This window comes from Sphingomonas sp. (assembly GCF_965200105.1).
Taxonomy (GTDB): domain Bacteria; phylum Pseudomonadota; class Alphaproteobacteria; order Sphingomonadales; family Sphingomonadaceae; genus Solisphingomonas.
The window spans coordinates 2169374-2188705 of record NZ_CBDATN010000002.1 but is presented as its reverse complement, the minus strand read 5'-3'; the positions used below and the strand labels follow the sequence as shown (position 1 = coordinate 2188705).

The 19332-nt window shown below is 69.6% G+C and carries 16 protein-coding genes and 1 pseudogene; 11 read left to right on the top strand and 6 right to left on the bottom strand.

Annotation, left to right across the window (positions count from 1 at the left end; genetic code table 11):
* The first annotated feature begins 12 nt into the window (after positions 1-12).
* A complete protein-coding gene (locus ACOFKX_RS12195) occupies positions 13-666 on the top strand; it encodes a DUF4136 domain-containing protein (protein WP_419827236.1) in 654 nt (217 codons plus the stop codon).
* A complete protein-coding gene (locus tag ACOFKX_RS12190) occupies positions 663-1784 on the top strand; it encodes a M14 family metallopeptidase (RefSeq protein ID WP_419827235.1) in 1122 nt (373 codons plus the stop codon). The genes ACOFKX_RS12195 and ACOFKX_RS12190 overlap by 4 nt, the downstream gene beginning before the upstream one ends.
* Here the strand turns inward: ACOFKX_RS12190 and ACOFKX_RS12185 are convergent.
* Positions 1781-2476, bottom strand: a complete 696-nt coding sequence (locus ACOFKX_RS12185) for a dienelactone hydrolase family protein (protein ID WP_419827234.1) — start codon at positions 2474-2476, stop codon at positions 1781-1783. The two genes, ACOFKX_RS12190 and ACOFKX_RS12185, sit on opposite strands and share 4 nt — an antisense overlap.
* A 71-nt stretch (positions 2477-2547) precedes the next feature.
* On the opposite strand from ACOFKX_RS12185, the gene gpmA reads away from it, so the two are divergent.
* Genes gpmA through ACOFKX_RS12170 form a run of 3 tightly spaced genes read left to right on the top strand, consistent with a single transcriptional unit; the run spans position 2548 to position 4820 of the window.
* On the top strand, positions 2548-3234 hold the full coding sequence (gene gpmA / locus ACOFKX_RS12180; RefSeq protein ID WP_419827233.1) for a 2,3-diphosphoglycerate-dependent phosphoglycerate mutase: 687 nt from the start codon (positions 2548-2550) through the stop codon (positions 3232-3234).
* Positions 3235-3255: 21 nt separating this feature from the next.
* The gene (gene purE / locus ACOFKX_RS12175; RefSeq protein WP_419827232.1) at positions 3256-3738 is read left to right on the top strand and encodes a 5-(carboxyamino)imidazole ribonucleotide mutase; all 483 of its coding nucleotides are present in this window, start codon (positions 3256-3258) and stop codon (positions 3736-3738) included.
* Positions 3735-4820 (top strand): 5-(carboxyamino)imidazole ribonucleotide synthase, encoded by a 1086-nt coding sequence (locus tag ACOFKX_RS12170; RefSeq protein ID WP_419827231.1) that lies wholly within the window; start codon positions 3735-3737, stop codon positions 4818-4820. The genes purE and ACOFKX_RS12170 overlap by 4 nt, the downstream gene beginning before the upstream one ends.
* Before the next feature lie 4 nt (positions 4821-4824).
* On the opposite strand, the gene ACOFKX_RS12165 is transcribed toward ACOFKX_RS12170, so the two are convergent.
* Positions 4825-7653: a M16 family metallopeptidase gene (locus tag ACOFKX_RS12165; protein ID WP_419827230.1), complete on the bottom strand. Its 2829-nt coding sequence runs from the start codon at positions 7651-7653 to the stop codon at positions 4825-4827.
* A 101-nt stretch (positions 7654-7754) separates the two neighbouring features.
* On the opposite strand from ACOFKX_RS12165, the gene clpB reads away from it, so the two are divergent.
* Both clpB and ACOFKX_RS12155 read left to right on the top strand, forming a co-directional pair.
* Complete coding sequence (gene clpB / locus ACOFKX_RS12160; RefSeq protein ID WP_419827229.1) at positions 7755-10334, top strand: ATP-dependent chaperone ClpB; 2580 nt, start codon at positions 7755-7757, stop codon at positions 10332-10334.
* A gap of 471 nt (positions 10335-10805) precedes the next feature.
* Positions 10806-11993 carry a cation:proton antiporter gene (locus tag ACOFKX_RS12155; protein ID WP_419827228.1) on the top strand — a complete coding sequence of 396 codons (1188 nt, stop codon included), beginning with the start codon at positions 10806-10808 and terminating at the stop codon, positions 11991-11993.
* Positions 11994-12224: 231 nt separating this feature from the next.
* Here the strand turns inward: ACOFKX_RS12155 and ACOFKX_RS12150 are convergent, their stop codons facing one another.
* A complete protein-coding gene (locus ACOFKX_RS12150) occupies positions 12225-12488 on the bottom strand; it encodes a hypothetical protein (RefSeq protein WP_419827227.1) in 264 nt (87 codons plus the stop codon).
* Between the two features lie 239 nt (positions 12489-12727).
* Between ACOFKX_RS12150 and ACOFKX_RS12145 the strand changes: the two genes are divergently transcribed.
* Entirely contained in the window at positions 12728-12949 is a 222-nt protein-coding gene (locus tag ACOFKX_RS12145) for a hypothetical protein (protein WP_419827226.1), read from the top strand.
* Between the two features lie 464 nt (positions 12950-13413).
* Here ACOFKX_RS12145 and ACOFKX_RS12140 read toward each other — a convergent pair whose 3' ends face one another.
* Positions 13414-14184, bottom strand: a complete 771-nt coding sequence (locus ACOFKX_RS12140) for an SDR family NAD(P)-dependent oxidoreductase (protein ID WP_419827225.1) — start codon at positions 14182-14184, stop codon at positions 13414-13416.
* 88 nt (positions 14185-14272) lie between these two features.
* A complete protein-coding gene (locus ACOFKX_RS12135) occupies positions 14273-15361 on the bottom strand; it encodes a molybdopterin-dependent oxidoreductase (protein WP_419827224.1) in 1089 nt (362 codons plus the stop codon).
* Positions 15362-15990: 629 nt separating this feature from the next.
* Between ACOFKX_RS12135 and ACOFKX_RS12130 the strand changes: the two genes are divergently transcribed.
* From ACOFKX_RS12130 to ACOFKX_RS12120, 3 genes and pseudogenes are all read left to right on the top strand, one after another.
* The gene (locus ACOFKX_RS12130) at positions 15991-17565 is read left to right on the top strand and encodes a Na+/H+ antiporter (RefSeq protein ID WP_419827223.1); all 1575 of its coding nucleotides are present in this window, start codon (positions 15991-15993) and stop codon (positions 17563-17565) included.
* A 31-nt stretch (positions 17566-17596) separates the two neighbouring features.
* Complete coding sequence (locus ACOFKX_RS12125; protein ID WP_419827222.1) at positions 17597-17983, top strand: acyl-CoA thioesterase; 387 nt, start codon at positions 17597-17599, stop codon at positions 17981-17983.
* Between the two features lie 591 nt (positions 17984-18574).
* A pseudogene (locus ACOFKX_RS12120) lies at positions 18575-18715 on the top strand (hypothetical protein); the annotation flags it as partial.
* Between the two features lie 4 nt (positions 18716-18719).
* On the opposite strand, the gene ACOFKX_RS12115 reads toward ACOFKX_RS12120, so the two are convergent.
* A complete protein-coding gene (locus ACOFKX_RS12115; protein WP_419827221.1) occupies positions 18720-18968 on the bottom strand; it encodes a transposase in 249 nt (82 codons plus the stop codon).
* Positions 18969-19332 lie beyond the last annotated feature (364 nt).

Genomic DNA, 19332 nt, shown 5'->3' with positions numbered 1-19332 from the left:
GAGACAGCACCGATGTCGTTCGCGCGTATCCTCCCGCTCGCCGCCGGCGCCGCCCTCTGCGCGGCGGTGTCGGGCTGCGCCACCAGCAATCCGGTCGAGGTCACGCGCTTCCACCTGCCGACGCCGATCGCGCCGTCGAGCTTCGCGATCGAGCAGGGCGTGCCGGCGGGCATCGCTGCGCCGCAGGCACTGGGCGGCGGCACTCTCGAGGGCCAGAGCTACAAAGGCATCGTCGCGGGCGAGCTCACCCGGCTGGGCTTCACGCAGGCGCCGACGATCGCGCAGGCCGACCTGGTGGCTACCGTTACCGTCGATCGCGGCGCGCGCGAGGATCTCGCGGCGCGGCAGAGCGGGTTCAGCTTCGGGCTGGGTGGCCTCGGGCTCGGCGGCGGCGGCTACCGCCACGGCGGCGGCACCGCCATCGGCGGCGGCGCGGGGGTGACGGTGCCCGTCGGGGGCAACCGTCCCCGCTACGTCACCGGCACTCGGCTGATGGTGCAGATCAAGCGCCGCTCGGAGGGCACGGTGGTCTGGGAGGGCCGCGCGCAGACGGAGGCGAAGGCGCAGAGCCCCGATGCGCAGCCCGACGTCGCCGTCGCCAAGCTCGCCCGTGCGCTGTTCGCCGGCTTCCCGGGCGAGTCGGGTCGCACGATCACGGTCAGATGAGGATCACCGTTTCCGCCGCGCTCGACAGCGGCAACATCCGCGTCCTCGGCATCGACGACGATCGGGTGACACTGGAGATCTCACCCGATCGCCAGTCTGACTTCTACCAGTGGTTCCACTTCCGCGTGCTGGGCGCGCGCGGGCGGCGGCTGACGTACGAGATCGTCAACGCCGGCGGCGCCGCCTTCCCCGGCGGCTGGACGGACTATCGCGCCTGCTGGTCGACGGACGGGGCGACGTGGCGGCGCGTCGCGGACACGTCGTACGCCGACGGCACGTTGCGGTTCGCGCATGAAGCGGCGGGCGACGAGGTGCGCTTCGCCTACTTCGCGCCTTACTCCACCGAACGCCACCTCGCGCTGGTGGCGCGCGCCGCCGCCTCGCCCGGCGTTACGCTGGAGACGCTCGGCCGCACGCTCGACGGGCGCGAGATCGAATGCCTGACGCTGGGCGAGGGCCCGCTCTCCGTCTGGTTCTTCTGCCGCCAGCATCCCGGCGAGACGATGGCCGAGTGGTGGGCGGACGGCGCACTGACGGTGCTGACCGACCCCGATCACGCCATCGCCCGCTCGCTGCGCCGCAAGGCCACCTTCCGCATCGTGCCCAACATGAACCCGGATGGGAGCGCGCGCGGCCACCTGCGCACCAACGCCGCCGGCGTGAACCTCAACCGCGAGTGGCACGCGCCGAGCGACGATCGCAGCCCGGAGGTGAAGGCGGTGCTCGCCGCGATGGACGCGACCGGCGTCGACTTCGCGATCGACGCGCACGGCGACGAGACGATCCCGTACGTCTTCATCGCCGGCTTCGAGGGCATCCCCTCGCTTACCGAGCGCCAGACCCGGCTCTACCGCGCCTATTCCGACGCGCTCGTCCGCCGCACGCCCGATTTTCAGTCGAAGCACGGCTACCCGTCGAGCCAGCCGGGCAAGGGCAATCTGTCGATGGCGACCAACCAGGTCGCCGAGCGCTTCGGCGCAGTGGCGATGACGCTGGAGATGCCGTTCAAGGATAATGACGACCTGCCCGATCCCGATTTCGGCTGGTCGCCGGGCCGATCGATGCGGCTCGCGGAGGCGTGCCTCGCGGCGCTCCACGACGTGATCGGCGAGTTCTAGAACAACTCGGCCAGGAAGCCGGTCAGCCGCGTCCACGAGCGCGCGTCCGCGAGCGGGCGATACATCTGCGGGCGATGCCGGGCGGTGAAGCCGTGCTCGCTATGGCCATAGGCATCGAGTTCCCAGATCGCGCCCTTGTCGGTCAGCTCCTGGGCGAGCGCGATCACGTCCTCGGGCTTGGCGAGCGGATCGTCCCAGCCGTGCAACGCCAGCACCTTCGCCGTGATCCGATCCGCGACGGATATGCCCGGCGGATCGAAAAGGCCGTGGAACGTGGCGACGCCGAGCAGGTCGCTGCCGCTCCGCGCGAGATCGAGCACGCACTTGCCGCCGAAGCAGAAGCCGATCGCCGCCGTCCGCGCCGCATCCACCCCGTCGAGCCCGCGCAGCGCGGCGAGCGCCGCCGCCATCCGCGCGGCGATCAGCCGACGATCGGCATTCAATGAGTCCATGTGGCGGCGCGCCTCGTCCATCTCGGTGGGCCGCACGCCGACACCGTAGATGTCGAGCGCGAGACCGACATAGCCCAGCCGAGCCAGCGCCTCCGCCTTTCCTTCCTCGAACGCGGTGCGGCCCATCACCGTCGGTGCGACGAGCACGCCGGGGCGCGCACCCGTATCCTCGTCGTCCCACACGGCGAGACCCTCGAAGCGGGTGCCGTCCACCTCGTAGGCTACCGTCTGCGTCCTCATCGCCGTTCATCCTCGCTGGACCGATCGCGCGCCCGCCCATAGGGACTGTCGCTCGACATTGGGAGATCGCGATGCCCCGCCTGGTGCTGATCCGCCACGGCCAGTCCGCCTGGAACCTGGAGAACCGCTTCACCGGCTGGTGGGACGTGACGCTGACGCCGCAGGGCGAGGCCGAGGCGAAGGCGGCGGGCGAGCTGATGGCCGCCAAGGGGCTCGACTTCGATCGCGCCTTCACCTCGTTCCAGACGCGCGCGATCAAGACGCTCAACTTGGCACTTGAGGCGATGGGGCGGCTGTGGCTGCCCGTCGCCAAGGACTGGCGGCTGAACGAGCGCCACTATGGTGGCCTCACCGGGCTCGACAAGGCGGAGACGGCGGCCAAGCATGGCGACGAGCAGGTAAAGGTGTGGCGCCGCAGCTTCGACACGCCGCCGCCGCCGCTGGAGGCGGGCGGCCCCTATGATCTGGCGCAGGATCGGCGCTACGACGGCATCGCCATCCCCGCCACCGAGAGCCTGAAGGACACGATCGCGCGCGTGCTCCCCTACTGGGAGGAGGCGATCGCGCCCGCGCTCCTGCGCGACGAGCGCGTCGTCATCTCCGCGCACGGCAACTCGCTGCGCGCGCTCGTCAAGCATCTCTCCGCCATACCCGACGACGAGATCACCGGACTGGAGATCCCGACCGGCCAGCCGATCGTCTACGAGCTCGATGGCGAGCTCAACGCGCTCGACCGCTACTATCTTTCCGAGCGTTGATCGCCGGGGCATAGCGTGACGATGACCGCACCGCTCGTCGGCATCATCATGGGTTCGCGTTCCGACTGGGAGACGATGCGCCACGCCGCCGAGACTCTGGCGGCCTTGGCCGTGCCCTACGAAGCGAAGGTGATATCCGCGCACCGCACGCCGGACCGGCTCTATGACTACGCGCGCGGTGCCTCGGCGCGGAGCCTCAAGGTGATCGTCGCGGGCGCGGGCGGTGCCGCGCACCTGCCCGGCATGACGGCGGCGATGACGACGCTGCCGGTGCTGGGCGTGCCCGTGGAATCCAAGGCGCTGAGCGGCATGGATAGCCTGCTCTCGATCGTGCAGATGCCCGCCGGCGTGCCCGTCGGCACGCTCGCGATCGGACGCGCGGGCGCGGTCAACGCCGGGCTGCTGGCGGCCGCGATCCTCGCCGGCTCCGACGAGGCGCTCGCCGCGCGGCTGGCGGACTGGCGCGCCGAGCAGACCGATCGGGTCGCCGAGACGCCCGAGTGATCGTCCCTCCTGGCGGCACGATCGGCATCCTCGGCGGCGGACAGCTCGGCCGGATGCTGGCGATGGCGGCGGCGCGGCTCGGCTATCGCGCGCATATCTACGCGCCGGGCGCGAGCGGGCCGGCGAGCGAAGTCGCCGCGCATTGGACGCAGGGCGCCTATGACGACGAGGCGCTGCTCGCCCGCTTCGCGGACGCGGTCGACGTCGTCACCTACGAGTTCGAGAATGTCGATCCGCGCGCGGTGGCGCGCGTCGGCGAGCGCGTGGCGGTCCATCCCTCGCCGCGCTCGCTGGAGGTCTCGCGCTACCGCCCGGCGGAGAAGACGCTCGTCGCCGAACTCGGCGGCCGTACCGCGCCCTGGGCTCCCGTCCCCGACGGGCGCGCGCTGGCGGCGGCTCTCGCGACGGTGGGCACGCCCGCGATCCTCAAGACGACGCTGTTCGGCTATGACGGCAAGGGCCAGGCGCGGATCGACGACGACGACGCCGGCGCCTCGGCCTGGGCGGCGATCGGGGCGCCGGCGACGGCGGGCGATCAGGTGCCCGCGATCCTGGAGGGCCGCGTCGCCTTCGCGGCCGAGTTCTCGGTGATACTCTGCCGGGCGACGGACGGGCGGTCGGTGGTGTGGGACGTGCCCGAGAACGTCCACCGCGACGGGATCCTCGCCACCTCCACGGTCCCGTCAGGCGAGGCGGTGCAGCGCCTGATCCCTGATGCGGTCGCGATGACGCGCGCGATCGCGGACCGGCTCGATCATGTCGGTGTGCTCACGGCCGAGTATTTCGCGACGGACGACGGCCCGGTCTTCAACGAGATGGCGCCGCGCGTCCATAATTCGGGCCACTGGACGATCGAGGGCGCCGTCACTTCGCAGTTCGAGAACCATGTGCGCGCGATCTGCGGCCTGCCGCTCGGCGCCACCAGCCTCGCGGGGCGGGCGGCCACCATGGAGAACCTGATCGGCGACGAGGCCGGGCGCTGGCCCGCGCTCCTCGCCGAGCCCGACGCCAAGCTCCACCTCTACGGCAAGACGGTAAGACCCGGCCGCAAGATGGGCCACGTCACCCGCGTCGGCCGCTAGGCGGCTACTTCGCCCCCGCCGGCGCCTTCGCCTCCTCGATCGGAATGCCCAGCGTCGCGAGCTGCGGGCGCACCTTCGCCGCGTCGCCCACCACCACCCAGGTGAGCTGCCCCGGCTGGAAGTTGGCGCGCGCCACCGCGTTCAGGTCGGCGGCGGTGAGCGCACGGTAGCGATCGGCGAGGTGGACGTAGAAGTCGTCCGGCCGCTTCAGCCGGTCGTTGCGCTGCATCGCGCCGATCAGGTCCGATCCGCTCTCGAACTGGCCGGGCAGCTCGCGGATCGAGCGTTCCACCGTGCGCGTCCGCTCCGCCTCGGTGATCGGCCTGGCGCCCAGATAGGCGTTCATGTCGTCGACGATGGCGCGCACCGAGGCGCCGGTGCGATCGGTCTGCACCGGCGCCACCACGAACCATTGCGAGCGGCCGACATATTGCGACACGCCGCTCTGCACGCCGTAGGACCAGGCGCGCGTCTCGCGCAGGTCGAGGTTGAGGCGGCTGGTGAAGCTGCCGCCGAGCTGATCGTTGGCGGCGACCAGCGGCACGAGGCCGTCGATCCCGGTCTTGTCGAGCACGCGGCCGGCGTAGATCACCGACTGCGGTGAGCCCGGCCTGTCGAGCAGCACGATCCGGGGCCGGGGGGCGGGCACGGGCGCGTCGAACCGCTTGGTGCCGGCGGGCTCGTCCGCGCCCTTCCACGTCCCGAACCGCGCCTCCAGCAGCGGCTGCAACTCGGCGAGCGGCTTGTCGGAGACGACGAAGAGCTTGGCGGTGGACGGCCGCACCCAGCGCGCCTTGAACGCGGCGAGATCGACCTTGGTGAGCCGCTTCACGACCGCCGGATCGCCCGATCCCCCGCCCGGCACGCCGTAAGGGTAGCCGCCGTAGATCAGCGGCGGCAGCGTGCGCGCGGCGAGGCCGGAGGGGTCCTTGATCTCGCCGTCGATCTGCGTGAGCTCGGCCACGCGTACGCGCTCGATATCGGCGTAGCTCGGGTTCAGCGTCACGTCCGCGAGCAGGTCGAGCGCAGGCACGACGTTGGCGGAGAGGCCGGCGAACGCGATCGTCGATCGGTCCATCGACGCGGTGGTGGCGATGGCGACGCCCAACCGCTCCTGATCGGCGGCGATGTCGGCGGCGCTGCGCGTGGTGGTGCCCTGATCGAGCAGTTCCAGCATCAGGTTGTCGGTGCCGAGCGCGTCGCGCGGATCGGCGGCGTGGCCGGCATCGAAGCTCAGCGTCGCCCAGGTCAGCGGCAGCGTCTTTCTCTGCGCGTAGACGATCTCGATGCCGTTGGAGAGCTTGGCGTGGGTGATCGGCGGATAGTTCAGCGCCACGATCTCGCCCACCGGCGGCGCGGTCCGTGTCGGCTTGGCGGCCGGCGGCGCGCCGCTGGCGGGTGTCGTGGTGGCGCTGGCGGACGCATCCGCCGGGCCGCCCTGCGCCGCCTTCGCTTCCTGATAGGGCTCGCGCGGCCCCGGCGAGACGGTGAGCGCGTAGACCGGCCGCGTCAGCCACTTGCGCGCCGCCGCCGTCACGCTCGCCGGGGTCGCCTTGGCATATTGGGCGAGCTGCTTGCCGTAGAAGCCGGGATCGCCCGCGTAGGTCGCACCCTCCGCCAGCGTCACCGCGCGGCCGGACTGGCCGCCGACATTCTGGAGCGCGAACAGGCGGCCGGCGACCTCGCCCGTCACCGCGCGCTCGATCTCGTCCCTGGTGGGGCCGTGCGCGATCAGATCGGCGAGGATCTCGTCGATGCGCTTGCCGAGCAGCTTGGGATCGACGCCGGGCCGCGCGTCCGCCTGGATCTCGAACCTGCCGACGCGCTCCAATGGTTCGAGCTGCGCCGAGGCGGAGACGGCGAGCTTCTCCTTGCGGACGAGGATGTCGTCGAAACGGGAGGAGGCGAGCCCGCCGAGCACGCTGGCGAAGATGTCGAGCGGCACGGTGTCGGGGTCGGTGAGCCCCGGCGTCGTCCACTCCCGATAGACGCGGCTGGTCGCGACTTCGTCGTGCAGCGTCTCGACCTTGGGCGCCACCAGCGTCGGCACGGCGGCGGGCGTCGGCACCGGCTGCGGCCCACGCGGCAGGTCTCCGAAATACTTCGTCACCATCGTCCTGGCTGTCGCAACGTCAATGTCGCCGGCGAGCACCAGCACCGCGTTGTTGGGCCCGTAATGGCCGCGAAACCAGGCGCGCACGTCTTCCAGTGAAGCACGATCGATGTCCGCCATCGAGCCGATCGTGGTGTGGTGATAGGGATGTCCGGCGGGGAACAGCGCCTCCAGCTCGGCATATTGGACGAGGCCGAAAGGCTGGTTATCGTCCTGCCGCTTCTCGTTCTGGACGACGCCGCGCTGACGGTTCAGCCGCTCCTGCGTCACCGCCCCGAGCAGGTGGCCCATGCGGTCGCTCTCCAGGAACAGCGTGTAGGGCAAGGCGGGTGTCGGCACCGTCTCGAAATAGTTGGTGCGATCGAAGTAGGTGGTGCCGTTCTGATCGGTGGCGCCGATATTCTCCAGCGGGCCGAGCATCCCGTCGGGGTTGTTCTCCGATCCGTAGAACATCAGATGCTCGAACAGGTGGGCGAAGCCGGTGCGGCCGGCGGGCTCGTCCTTCGATCCGACATGATACCAGATCGAGACGCCGACCAGCGGCACCGAATGATCGGTGGAGACGACCACGCGCAGCCCGTTGGGCAGCGTGAACTGATCGAAAGGAATGTTCGCTTGGCGCGCGATCGTGTCGAGCGACGCAGGCTTGGCCAGCGGCGCGGCGGCCAGCGGCGACGCGACGAGGACGAACGCGACGAGCGGCGAGAACGGGATACGCATACCAAAGGTTTGGCGAAGGACACCAACGCGTGCAAGCTCGCGCACCTTGTGTGTCATTTGAGCAACACCATATTCGGTCGGACCAGATCACAGGGGACGCTATGAACCTCGACCTCTTCACCGATCGCGCGAAGGGCTTCCTCCAGTCCGCCCAGACGGTGGCGATCCGCAACGACAACCAGCGCATCGCGCCCGAGCATATCCTCAAGGCACTGCTGGAGGATAAGGAGGGCATGGCATCAGGCCTGATCGCGCGCGCCGGCGGTTCGGCCGACGTCGCGACCCGCAGCGTGGATGCCGCGATCGCTCGGTTGCCCAGAGTATCGGGCGGAGGCGCCAACACGCCGCCCGGGCTCGACAACGACGCGGTGCGCCTGCTCGACCAGGCCGAGCAGATCGCCAAGACCGCCGGCGACAGCTTCGTCACCGTCGAGCGGCTGCTGCTCGCCTGCACGCTCGCCACCACCACGGCCGCCGGCAAGGCGCTGGCGGAGGCCGGCGTGAAGGCGGACGCGCTCAACACCGCGATCAACCAGCTGCGCGGCGGCCGCAGCGCCGACACCGCCGGCGCGGAGGATCGCTACGACGCGCTCAAGAAGTTCGCACGCGATCTCACCGAGGCGGCGCGTGCGGGCAAGCTCGATCCGGTGATCGGCCGCGACGAGGAGATCCGCCGCACCGTCCAGATCCTCGCGCGGCGCACCAAGAACAATCCCGTGCTGATCGGCGAACCGGGCGTGGGCAAGACCGCCATCGCGGAGGGGCTCGCGCTGCGCATCGTCAACGGCGACGTACCCGATACGCTGAAGGACCGCCGGCTGATGGCGCTCGATATGGGCAGCCTGATCGCGGGCGCGAAATATCGCGGCGAGTTCGAGGAGCGGCTGAAGGGCGTGCTCGACGAGGTGAAGGGCGCGGACGGCGAGGTCGTGCTGTTCATCGACGAGATGCACACGCTGATCGGCGCCGGCAAATCCGAAGGCGCGATGGACGCCGGCAACCTGTTGAAGCCCGCGCTCGCGCGCGGCGAGCTGCACTGCATCGGCGCCACCACGCTCGATGAGTATCGCAAGTATGTGGAGAAGGACGCCGCGCTCCAGCGCCGCTTCCAGCCGGTGTTCGTCGGCGAGCCTACCGTCGAGGACACCATCTCGATCCTGCGCGGGCTCAAGGAGAAGTACGAGCTCCACCACGGCGTGCGCATCACCGATGGCGCGATCGTGGCGGCGGCGACGCTCGGCAACCGCTACATCACCGATCGCTTCCTGCCCGACAAGGCGATCGACCTGATGGACGAGGCCGCTTCCCGCCTGCGCATGGAGGTGGAGAGCAAGCCCGAGGAGATCGAGGCGCTCGACCGCCGCATCATCCAGCTCAAGATCGAGCGCGAGGCGCTGAAGCGCGAGACCGATCGCGCCTCGCAGGATCGCCTCGCCACGCTCGACGGCGATCTCGCGCGGCTGGAGGCAGAATCGGACGCGCTCACCACGCGCTGGCAGGGCGAGAAGGACAAGATCGCCGGCGAGGCAAGGCTGAAGGCGCAGCTCGACGAGGCGCGCGTCGCGCTCGATCAGGCACAGCGCCAGGGCGACCTCGGGCGCGCGGGCGAGCTTAGCTATGGCGTCATCCCCGGCCTCGAACGCCAGATCGCCGAGGTCGAGGCCGCGACCGAGGACGCGATGCTGCGCGAGGAGGTGACGGGCGAGGACATCGCCGGCGTCGTCAGCCGCTGGACGGGCATACCCGTCGACCGGATGCTGGAAGGCGAGCGCGAGAAGCTGCTCCAGATGGAGCAGGCAATCGGCGCGCGCGTGATCGGGCAGCAGGCGGCGGTGCAAGCGGTGTCCCGCGCCGTCCGCCGCGCCCGCGCCGGCCTACAGGATCCCAACCGTCCGCTCGGCTCCTTCCTGTTCCTGGGGCCGACCGGCGTCGGCAAGACCGAGCTTGCCCGCGCGCTCGCCGGCTTCCTGTTCGACGACGACGCCGCGATGGTGCGGATCGACATGAGCGAGTTCATGGAGAAGCACGCCGTCTCGCGCCTGATCGGCGCGCCGCCGGGCTATGTCGGCTACGAGGAGGGCGGCGTGCTCACCGAGGCGGTGCGCCGCCGCCCCTATCAGGTGATCCTGTTCGACGAGGTGGAAAAGGCGCACGGCGACGTGTTCAACATCCTCCTCCAAGTGCTCGACGACGGTCGTTTGACTGACGGTCAGGGTCGCACGGTGGACTTCACCAACACGCTCATCATCCTGACGTCGAACCTCGGCTCGCAGTATCTCGCGAACCTCAGCGACGAGGCGGACACCGCCTCGGTGGAGCCGCAGGTGATGGAGGTGGTGCGCGGCCACTTCCGGCCGGAGTTCCTGAATAGGCTCGACGACATCATCCTGTTCCACAGGCTGGCGGCCGCGCACATGGCGCCGATCGTCGACATCCAGGTGGCGCGGATCGCCAAGCTGCTGCGCGACCGCAAGATCGCGCTGTCGCTCACCGACGGCGCGCGGGCGTGGCTGGGCCGCGTCGGCTACGATCCCGTGTACGGCGCGCGGCCGCTCAAGCGCGCGGTGCAGCGCCACCTCCAGGACCCTCTCGCCGAGATGATCCTTCAGGGCGGAGTGCCGGACGGTGCGCGCGTCAGCGTCGACGAGGGCGACGGCGCGCTGGCAATGCAGGTCGGCTGAGACGGAACGTGGCAGCGGCGGCGGCGCTCGGCTAAGGCTCGGCGATGCCGCCGCTCGCGCTTGCCTCCACCATGACGCGCCCCCGCTAGCGAGACATTGGGGGCGATGGCCGCACCCTGATCGCCGACTTACTCGCGCGCCACGACGATCTGGCGAAGCGGCAGCCCGGGCCGACCGCGGCCATCCATCGTCGCTCCGTTCCGGGATCTCGCCACCTGCCGCCCGCCCCAAGCGCCGCGATGGTCCCCGGAAATCGTGCCGGACAGGCGATGAGGCGTCCGTCCCCGCATCGCCTTCGACTGGACGTTTCCGAGACGGGCGAAGCCACTATCGATGGCGAGGCAATCGCGGGGATTGTCGGGGCCGGCGCGATCGTGGAGCTTGCCGCATCCATCGGGTGCCGCGGGCGGTTCGGCGATGATGAGGTGTCGGCCGGCTCCGGTCGGCGGGAAGCGTTTCGCGGGGCCTTGGATGAATCACGTCAACATCGTCGAACTCGGACTGCTATTGTTCGTGGCCTGCCTCGTCGCGATCGTCACCCGCCGGATTGGCTGGCCCTACACGATCGGACTGGTCGCGGCCGGGATCGCGCTCAGCTTCGTGGGTTATCGCAGCCGGATCGTGCTCACGCCGGAGCTGATCTTCACGGTCTTGCTCCCGCCGCTGGTCTTCGAGGCCGCGCTGCACCTGAGGTGGCAGCGGTTCCGCGAGGAGGCGTCGCTGGTGCTGAGCCTCGCCTTCGTCGGCACGCTGCTGTCCGCGGGCGTGGTCGCGGCCGGGATGCATTGGGCCGTGAGCTGGGGATGGCAGGCGTCGCTGCTGTTCGGATCGCTGATCGCCGCCACCGATCCCGTCGCGGTCGTGTCGATGATGAAGGAGCAGGACGCGGAGCCGCGGCTGCGCTTCATAATGGAGGCGGAGAGCCTGCTGAACGACGGCGCGGCAGCGGTGCTGTTCGGCCTCGTCGCCGCAGCGATCGCCGGCGCTCCGACGGACGCGGGAACGATTGGCCAAGCCTTCGCGACGACGGTTGCGGGTGGGGTGCTCTGCGGAGCCGTCGTGGCGGGCGGCCTGCTGCTCGTCGCGGGCCGCTCGGACGATCATCTTGTCGAACTGACGCTGACGGTGCTTGCCGCCTACGGGTCCTTCCTGCTGGCGGAGGAGCTCGGCGTCTCGGGCGTGCTCGCCACGCTCGCCGCCGGGATGCTGGTCGGGAATTTCGGGCCCGCGCGTTCGCTGACGGAGCGCGGCGGCGAGGCGCTGATCCGCTTCTGGGATTTCGCGGCTTTCCTGGCGAACTCGATGGTCTTCCTACTGATCGGCAGCCGCGAGGCCGAGCAGCCGCTGCTCACCTTCCTCTGGCCTGCGGCGGTGGCAACGCTGCTGGTGCTCGCCGGGCGCGCCGCTGCGATCTATCCGATCGCCGGACTGTTCACGCGCAGCCGCGGCGCGATCGACGGGCTGACCCGCCATATCCTGTTCTGGGGTGGGCTGCGCGGCGCGCTGGCGCTGGCGCTGGCGCTGGCAGCGCCCGTGGCGCTACCCGAGCACGACGCACTGGTCAGCGTCGCCTTTGCCGTCGTCGCCTTCTCGATCTTCGTACAGGGGGCGACGATGCCGATCCTGCTTCGCCGGGCGAAGCCCGCAGAGGCGGCGTGACGCGCTTGCCGCGGGCACGGCGTCTGCTCACCCGGCGGATGAGGTTCTACGCCGCGCCGTTTTGCCTGTTCGCCGAGGCATCGACACCATTCTCGACCCGCTCGCGTCGATCATTATGGCCGTCGACACCGTCTCGCCGATGGCTGACCCGCACCGGCACCGATCTCACCACGTTCACGATTCTCTCCGGCGCGTCTGGCGTTACGTATAGTTGCGGCCTCAAGAAGACGTTCAACCAATCCATGTCGCCGCCCGGCCGGTCGCCGCCACGACAGTGCCGGCGTGGATGCCGAGGCCGATCAGCCTGCTGTCGCCGTTCAGGCGGTCGCGCCCCTGCTGGCCGATACCGGGCTCACCCCGCGCCTCCCGATGTCGTCGCACGCGCGTCGCCGATATGGCCGTTGTGCGCCCAGCCTTGCGCTCGTCGGGCGCTGCGACGCGCAGCCGGCGGGCGAGGCCTGCCGGCGTCTCGTCACACGAGAGGCGCTGGAGCATGGACCGTCCAGTCGAACTCGCGGCCGATCGCCAGCGCGTCCTGTGCCGGTTGCACGTCGCGGTCGCATCGTCGCTTCCGGAGCGGGCGACGAAGCGGCGATCGTCAGTCGATCCCTCGATCTCGGGCGCGGTGCCTGGACCGGCTTGGCCGAGGTAGCGCAGGCCGGTGTCGAAGTGCGCGCTCCAGAAGAACGGCGTCTCCTGGTAGCGTCGACGAGCCCAATCAGCACGCGCGCGACGTGCTGGCCGTGGCGCTCCGCCGTCACCCAGTGCTCGACGCGGATGCGGCGGCCGAGGAGGTGGTCGTGGTGGCGCCCGACGAGGTGCCGCTGGGCAGGCTGCTCGGCACCGAGATCAGCGTCGTGATCCGGGGTTTGCACAAGGAGAAGGGCGTCCGCCTCGACGACGGCGACGAGATCGCCGCCGACCTCGTCGTCGTCGGGACAGGCCCGCCCCGCTGATCGTAGAAGTCCGGTCGGGCAAGCGTCGTCTCGTCGTGCTTCACCATGCCGATCAGATACTGTTTGCAGCAGGTGCGGTCATAAGGCGGGGCGGGATCGTCGCTGGCCGCCGTCACCGCCGCGCCACGCCCGTGGCTCACCAGCAGCTCGGCGCAGGCATGGCAGGCCGCGCCGCCGACGACGATCACCATCCGGCCCGGCGAGCGGGTGGGCGGAAGCCCGATGGCGCGCTCCCGGCGCCCGGTGACGCACCCGGCCCTCATGCTCCGCGACACCGCAAACGGCGAGCGGATTGAAGGCGGGGGCAATCGCCACGCCGCTGGCTAAGTCGAAGCGGGCGTAGCAGACCTCGCCATCTCGCCGCACGAGGATCACGTCGTCTCGCCGAACCGCTCCTTCAGGACCGCGCCGGCGCGAGGTCCGCGGCGGCGATGCCTGCGGCGAGATCGGCGCGTCGTCGGCGCTTAAGCGCCGCCCCAATTCATCGTCAGGCCGCCGTCCATCACGAAGGTCTGGCCGGTGACGTAGTCGGCCGCGTCAGAAGCCAGGAACAGCGCCAAACCGGCGATTTCCTCCGGCGCCCCGGGGCGGCCCCAGGGGATGTTCTTCATCGCCGCCTTCCGCGCGTCGGGGTCGTCGAGCCGCTTCTGCGTCATCGGCGTCGCGATCAGGCCGGGTGCCACCGCGTTGACGTTGATGCGATCGGCCGCCACCTCGCGCGAGAGGCTGCGCACCAGCGAGTTCACGCCGGCCTTGGCCATGCCGTAGGGCGCGCTTTCGGGCGTCGGAAGGTGGCCCGCCACGGATCCGATGAACACCAGCCGCCCGCCGCCGCCCGCCGCCTTGCGGGCCTGGACGAAGGCGCGGGCGCACAGCAAAGGCCCGACGAGGTCGGTGCGCAGGATCTCCATCGCGCGCGCCTCCTCCATCTCGGCGACGGCCATGCCGCTCATGCCGCGCCCGGCGTTGGCGACGAACACGTCCGGCACGCCGAGCCCATCGCGGGTGGCGGCGAACAGCGCCTCGATCGAGCCGGCATCGGTGATGTCGGTCCGGCAGACGACGACACGCCGGCCCGCCGCCTCGATGCGCGCGGCGGTCTCGCGGGCGCCGTCCTCATCGGTCTGGTAGGTGATGGCCACATCCGCGCCGGCCTCGGCGCAAGCGGCGGCGGTGGCCTGCCCGATGCCGCTGTCGGCGCCCGTGATGATCGCAACCTTGTCCGCAAGCCGCATCGCCGCTCTCCTCGTTATCGCGTCGAGACGCTTGGCCAAGCTTCCGGTTCATACGCAACCGCGCAGGGTCCGCGACGCGGTCGAACGGTTACTCCGCCCGCACGGCGATGCGATGCCACGCCGACGAGAGATAGCCGGCATAGTTCCACACCTGCGCGGGATCAGCGGGCTGACGCTGCCCGGCACCGTCTACGGCACGCACGGCGAGGCGGTGCGTGCCTGGCGGCAGCTCGATATCGGCGGACCAGCGCACCCAGCCCCAGCGCGCGTCGGGGCAGCGCTCGATCACCGCCTGTCGCCACGTGAGACCGCCGTCGGCGGACAGTTCCACCCACGCCACGCCGCGCGCGTAAGCGGTGGCGTAGCCCGCGACGCGGACCGTGCCCGGCGCCACCCTGCCGCCATCGGCAGGCGAGCAGATCGCGGCGTTGACCGGCATTTCCTCGATCGTCAGTCCGGCAGACCAGTCCGGCTTCGCGCCGCTCTCGTCCGGCGGGAAGAGCTTGTAATCCCTCTGCTGGACCGGGGCCTGCGACGGCTCATCCGTCGCCTCGATCCGCGTCAGCCACTTGGCGCTACGCACGCCGGCATAGCCGGGCGTCACGAGCCGGAGCGGCGCGCCATGCTCCGGCGCCAGCGGCTCGCCGTTCAGCGCCCAGGCGATCAGCACGTCCGGATCGCACGCCTTGCCCATCGGCAGCGAGATGCCGAACGGTGCCGTCTCGCCCTCCACCTCGACCTCGTCGGCGCCGGTGAAGCGCACGAAGCGACAGCGCGCCTCGTCGAGCCCGACCGCACGCAGCAGGTCGATTAGGCTCACGCCCGTCCACGCGCCGTTGCCGATCGCGCCCACGTCCCACGGATCGCCGCTGGTCTCCGCCACCTCCCGCAGGTGCGCACGCCGGTTGCCCGCGCATTGCAGCACGGCGGTGACGGTGCGCACGGGAAAGCGGGCCGCGAGCTCCGCCCGCGTCCAGCGCGCGGGCTCGGCCACCAGCCCGTCGAGGACGAAGGCGTGATCCTCGCCGAGCGTGGGCACTTGGCCATGCGAGCGTACGTAGAACAGCCGCTGCGGCGTCAAATATTCCGCGATCAGCTCGCACGGCGCGGGCTCGGCATTGAGCGGATCGTCCTTGTGGACGATGAGGGCGGCGGCAGCACGATCCAGCGGCGTCACGAGCGTCTCCTAGTCCGCGACAAGACCGAGCTGGCGCGAAGGCGGGTCAAGCCCAGCCCCCAAGCAGGCTCGGTCAGCTCAAATGCAGCGCCCGATGAGCGACGCCAACCATATGTCGGCGCCACCGCGCCCTCGTCGATACGACTGCGGCACCTCAGCAGCCGGCCGGCGCACCGCTCCACATCGGAAGCGACGTTCTCCAGCGCCGTGACAGTGACATTGGCGGGCCCGGCAACTGTCGGATTACGGTGCCTAGGCGTTTGTGAGAACAGCGGAATATAGGGTTTACTCAAGCTCCAATGCCCCACCGTGCCCCACATGCATGACGATGCCTCCTTGCTCTACACAATAGAAAAGGTTTTCAGCCGCCAGCGGTTAATCCAGTGGCTGGGGCTGCCGGAACAACGATCTAGGAGCAAGGTGAGCGGCATGGGCTGGCTTGGGTCGCAACTTGGATGAGCATGGTAGAATTGAGTACGAGCCTGAGGAGGCATACGGCTCCTTCAGCCTGGAGCTAGCAGGTTGTCGACGAGGCAAGCGGAAGGCGCGTTCGGCGGAACGGAGCTGCTCCTGGGCGGGTTCGACCTACATACGCCGTCATCGGCTCGCTCCATCGCAAAGGTCGGGCCGTGCACACGTTTGAGCTGCTTCTCATCCTGATCGCCGCTTCGGTGGCGCTGGCCTACGCCGCTGAACGGCTGCGTATCCCCTTGGCCGTGGCCCTGGTGCTCGGCGGGATCGCGCTGGCGTTCGTGCCGGGCATCGGCACCGTCGAACTCGATCCCGAGCTGGCGCTGGTGCTCTTCCTGCCGCCGCTGCTCCAAGCCAGCGCCTACCGCACCGACTGGCCGGCGTTCCGCTTCAACCTGCGGCCGATCCTGCTGCTGGCGCTCGGAGCCGTGTTCTTCACCGCCGCCGCAGTCGCGATTGTCGCCAGGCTGCTGGTGCCCAGCCTGCCATGGTGGGCGGCGATCACACTCGGCGCGATCGTGGCGCCTCCCGATGCGGTAGCGGCGGCCGCAGTGCTGAAGCAGGTCCGGTTGCCCAAACGCATCGTGACGGTGCTCGAGGGCGAGAGCCTCATCAACGACGCATCCTCGCTGGTGCTCTACCGGTGCGCCGTCGCCGCCACGCTCGCCGGCACCTTCAGCTTCGGCCAGGGCGTGCTCCAATTCTTCGGCGCCTCGCTCGGCGGCGCCTTCGCGGGTTGGCTCGTGGGGCGCGTCGCGATGTGGATCTTCGCGCTGCTTGAGGACACGCTGCTCGATATCACCGTCAGCCTGCTCGCCGGCTTTCTCGCCTACATCCTCGCCGAGCAGGTCCACGCCTCGGGCGTGTTGGCGGCAGTGGCGTGCGGCCTGGTGCTCGGCCGAAAGCAGCATGCCGAGTTCACCGGCGAGAGCCGGCTCGGTCTGGCCACCGTCTGGAGCTTCATCGAGTTCCTGCTTACCGCGCTCGTGTTCATGCTCATCGGGCTACAACTGCGTGGCATCGTCGGGCGGCTCGAAGGCGATGACCCCGCGAGGCTCGCGCTGATCGCCCTGGCGGTCTCGGCCACGCTGATCGTCAGCCGCTTCGCCTGGACCTTCCCGGCCGTATGGCTGCCGCGCGCCTTGTCGCCTAGCCTCCGGGAACGCGATCCGATGCCGCCGTGGACCTACCCAACCGTGCTCTCCTGGGCAGGAATGCGCGGCGTGGTGAGCCTTGCCACCGCACTGGCGCTGCCGCTCCGCTTCCCGGGGCGCGATCTCATCGTGTTCCTGGCCTTCTGCGCGATCCTCGCGACGCTGGTGGTGCAAGGCACGACGCTGGGTTGGTTGATCCGCCGACTCGGGCTTGAGGAGGATGAGGCCGCACTCCCCGAGTCCGACACCGCGCAAGCGCGCGCGGAGCTCGCCACGGCCTCGCTCGATGCGGTGCAGGAGCATCTCGACGACGACGCGTCAGAGCACGGTGACGCGGCAGCCGAACTCGTCGAGGAGTACAAGGTCCGCGCCGAGCGGGCGAGCATCGAGGGCCAGGACGTCGAGACCAAGACCGGGCAGCTCGTAGCGCAGCAGCGTCTCCGTCTGGTGGCGATCGAGGCGGCGCGCGAGAGGCTAGTCGAGCAGACCGACCAGATCGAAGCCGACGCCCACCGCGCGCTCGGCGCGGAGCTCGATCTCGAGGAGCAGCAGGTCCGCCGCGCGCTCGGCGAAGCGTGACCCGACACTTACCGCATCAGGAGCACCGAACATGAGCGACGACTTTCCGCAACCGGCTGGCGGTGCGCACCTCCGCACCGTGGCACTACCTCGCGACGCCAATGCTAGCGGCGACATCTTCGGCGGCTGGACCTTGTCGCAGATGGACCTGGCCGGCGGCACCTTCGCCGCGGTCCATTCGGGCAGGCGGGTGGTGACGGTACGAGTGGAGGCGGTCGAGTTCCTCAAGCCGGTGTCGGTTGGCGATGACGTCAGCGTGTTCTGCCGCCTGGACCAGGAGGGCGACACGTCCATTGCGGTCGCCATCGAGGTGTGGGCGCGGGCTCGAACGAGCGATGCGCCGCACAAGGTGACGGAAGGCGTCTTCCGCTACGTCGCGCTGAACGAAGATGGAAAACCGACCACTGTCTCCGGCTGATGGACGCGTCCCGATGCGTTGCGCTTGTGAGCCGGTAGCTTTGCGGTGGCTCGACCCATTCCCGGACGTTCGCGCTGCTGATCCGCTTCCCGGAATTAAACACTCATTCAGGTTTGGAATTCGAGCTATGTGGCCGTGTCTAGGCTGTCGGCTTTCAGCTCGGCAATACGCGGTAAGGGTCGAAGCGTGATGAGCGAAACGTCAGGAAGATAGGACAGTCAACTGGTCCGCAGATGGTGGAAAGCCGTTTAAAGGCGGCGAGGCTCGAGCAAGCGGCGGCAGCCAACCCCAACGTACGCAAATTCGTCGATTGGGTCGCGAACATGGATCCCGATTTCAGCGCGACCACAGCCAAGAAGCAACGCTGATCAGGCCGCGCCCTTGGATCCGATCCCATATCCGGACATCGCGCCGCGCGCACAGGCCCCGAGAGGCGGCTGCTCGTTGCTGCCTAGCTAGCCGGTTTCGTCCGGTGCTCCGTCAACCGCTTATAGAGTTGTTCGATCCGGAGCCGTTCCGGCGTGTTCTTGGCCAGCCCCTTCAGACGGCATTCGGCGCACAAGCGTTTGCACTCGGACGGCAGCGGCAGTGATGACGCGGACGCGCAAGATCGGGATAGGGATCTCCGGCTACGCGGACGCACTCCTCCTCATGGACATCGCTTACGAGAGCGTCTCGTGGCTCAACAAGGCGTTGTCGGTGGTGAACTTCGCTTCGAAACAGACCTCTGTCGAACTCAGCGGGCGGCGGGGCGCCTACGGAGACTGGAGCCTCTCGAGGCACGCCTCGGATGGCGACTTTCGCCGACGCCTGGCGTGCGCGACGAGCTCGCGTCGCCACCCAGGCCGCCATGCACCTTCTTCCATTGGTAGAAGGTCTGCTCCGAGATGCCTGCCTGGCGGATGACCTTCGCGACTGGCGTGCCCGTCTCCGCCCGCTTCAGCGCAAACGCGATCTGCTCCTCGCTGTACCTCGACTTCTTCATTCTCCAGCTCCACGCACGAGAATGGCGTCGGCGCACGCCCGCGTCACGTGCGGCAGCTCGGGCTGAAGGTGAGACCGCGCCGGTCCCAATGCCCCCGAACTCCTCCGCGAAGGCGTCGCGGCAATGGGGTTCGATGTCGCCTGCTCACCGAAATCCGGCGCGGTGCGGTGCAATGCGGTTGCCGCGGAACAGGCTGTCAGGTAAGTTCGCCAAGCAGCACAAACCGGACGACGCCGGCGAACCTCCCGCCGCCATCCTCGCCATAGCCATGCGGACCGGTTCCTGCCGCAACAGCGCCTCGAGCTTGGCGAACGCCATCTCCATGAGTCTAGGCCGGGAACGCAGGCGACAATCATAGGAGCTG

What these genes read in the sequence shown, in the direction of transcription:
- ACOFKX_RS12195 (WP_419827236.1), top strand. Translation starts at nt 13, where the DNA reads ATGTCGTTCGCGCGTATCCTCCCGCTCGCCGCCGGCGCCGCCCTCTGC.
- ACOFKX_RS12190 (WP_419827235.1), top strand. Translation starts at nt 663, where the DNA reads ATGAGGATCACCGTTTCCGCCGCGCTCGACAGCGGCAACATCCGCGTC.
- ACOFKX_RS12185 (WP_419827234.1), bottom strand. Translation starts at nt 2,476, where the DNA reads ATGAGGACGCAGACGGTAGCCTACGAGGTGGACGGCACCCGCTTCGAG.
- gpmA (WP_419827233.1), top strand. Translation starts at nt 2,548, where the DNA reads ATGCCCCGCCTGGTGCTGATCCGCCACGGCCAGTCCGCCTGGAACCTG.
- purE (WP_419827232.1), top strand. Translation starts at nt 3,256, where the DNA reads ATGACCGCACCGCTCGTCGGCATCATCATGGGTTCGCGTTCCGACTGG.
- ACOFKX_RS12165 (WP_419827230.1), bottom strand. Translation starts at nt 7,653, where the DNA reads ATGCGTATCCCGTTCTCGCCGCTCGTCGCGTTCGTCCTCGTCGCGTCG.
- clpB (WP_419827229.1), top strand. Translation starts at nt 7,755, where the DNA reads ATGAACCTCGACCTCTTCACCGATCGCGCGAAGGGCTTCCTCCAGTCC.
- ACOFKX_RS12155 (WP_419827228.1), top strand. Translation starts at nt 10,806, where the DNA reads ATGAATCACGTCAACATCGTCGAACTCGGACTGCTATTGTTCGTGGCC.
- ACOFKX_RS12150 (WP_419827227.1), bottom strand. Translation starts at nt 12,488, where the DNA reads ATGCTCCAGCGCCTCTCGTGTGACGAGACGCCGGCAGGCCTCGCCCGC.
- ACOFKX_RS12140 (WP_419827225.1), bottom strand. Translation starts at nt 14,184, where the DNA reads ATGCGGCTTGCGGACAAGGTTGCGATCATCACGGGCGCCGACAGCGGC.
- ACOFKX_RS12125 (WP_419827222.1), top strand. Translation starts at nt 17,597, where the DNA reads ATGAGCGACGACTTTCCGCAACCGGCTGGCGGTGCGCACCTCCGCACC.
- ACOFKX_RS12115 (WP_419827221.1), bottom strand. Translation starts at nt 18,968, where the DNA reads ATGAAGAAGTCGAGGTACAGCGAGGAGCAGATCGCGTTTGCGCTGAAG.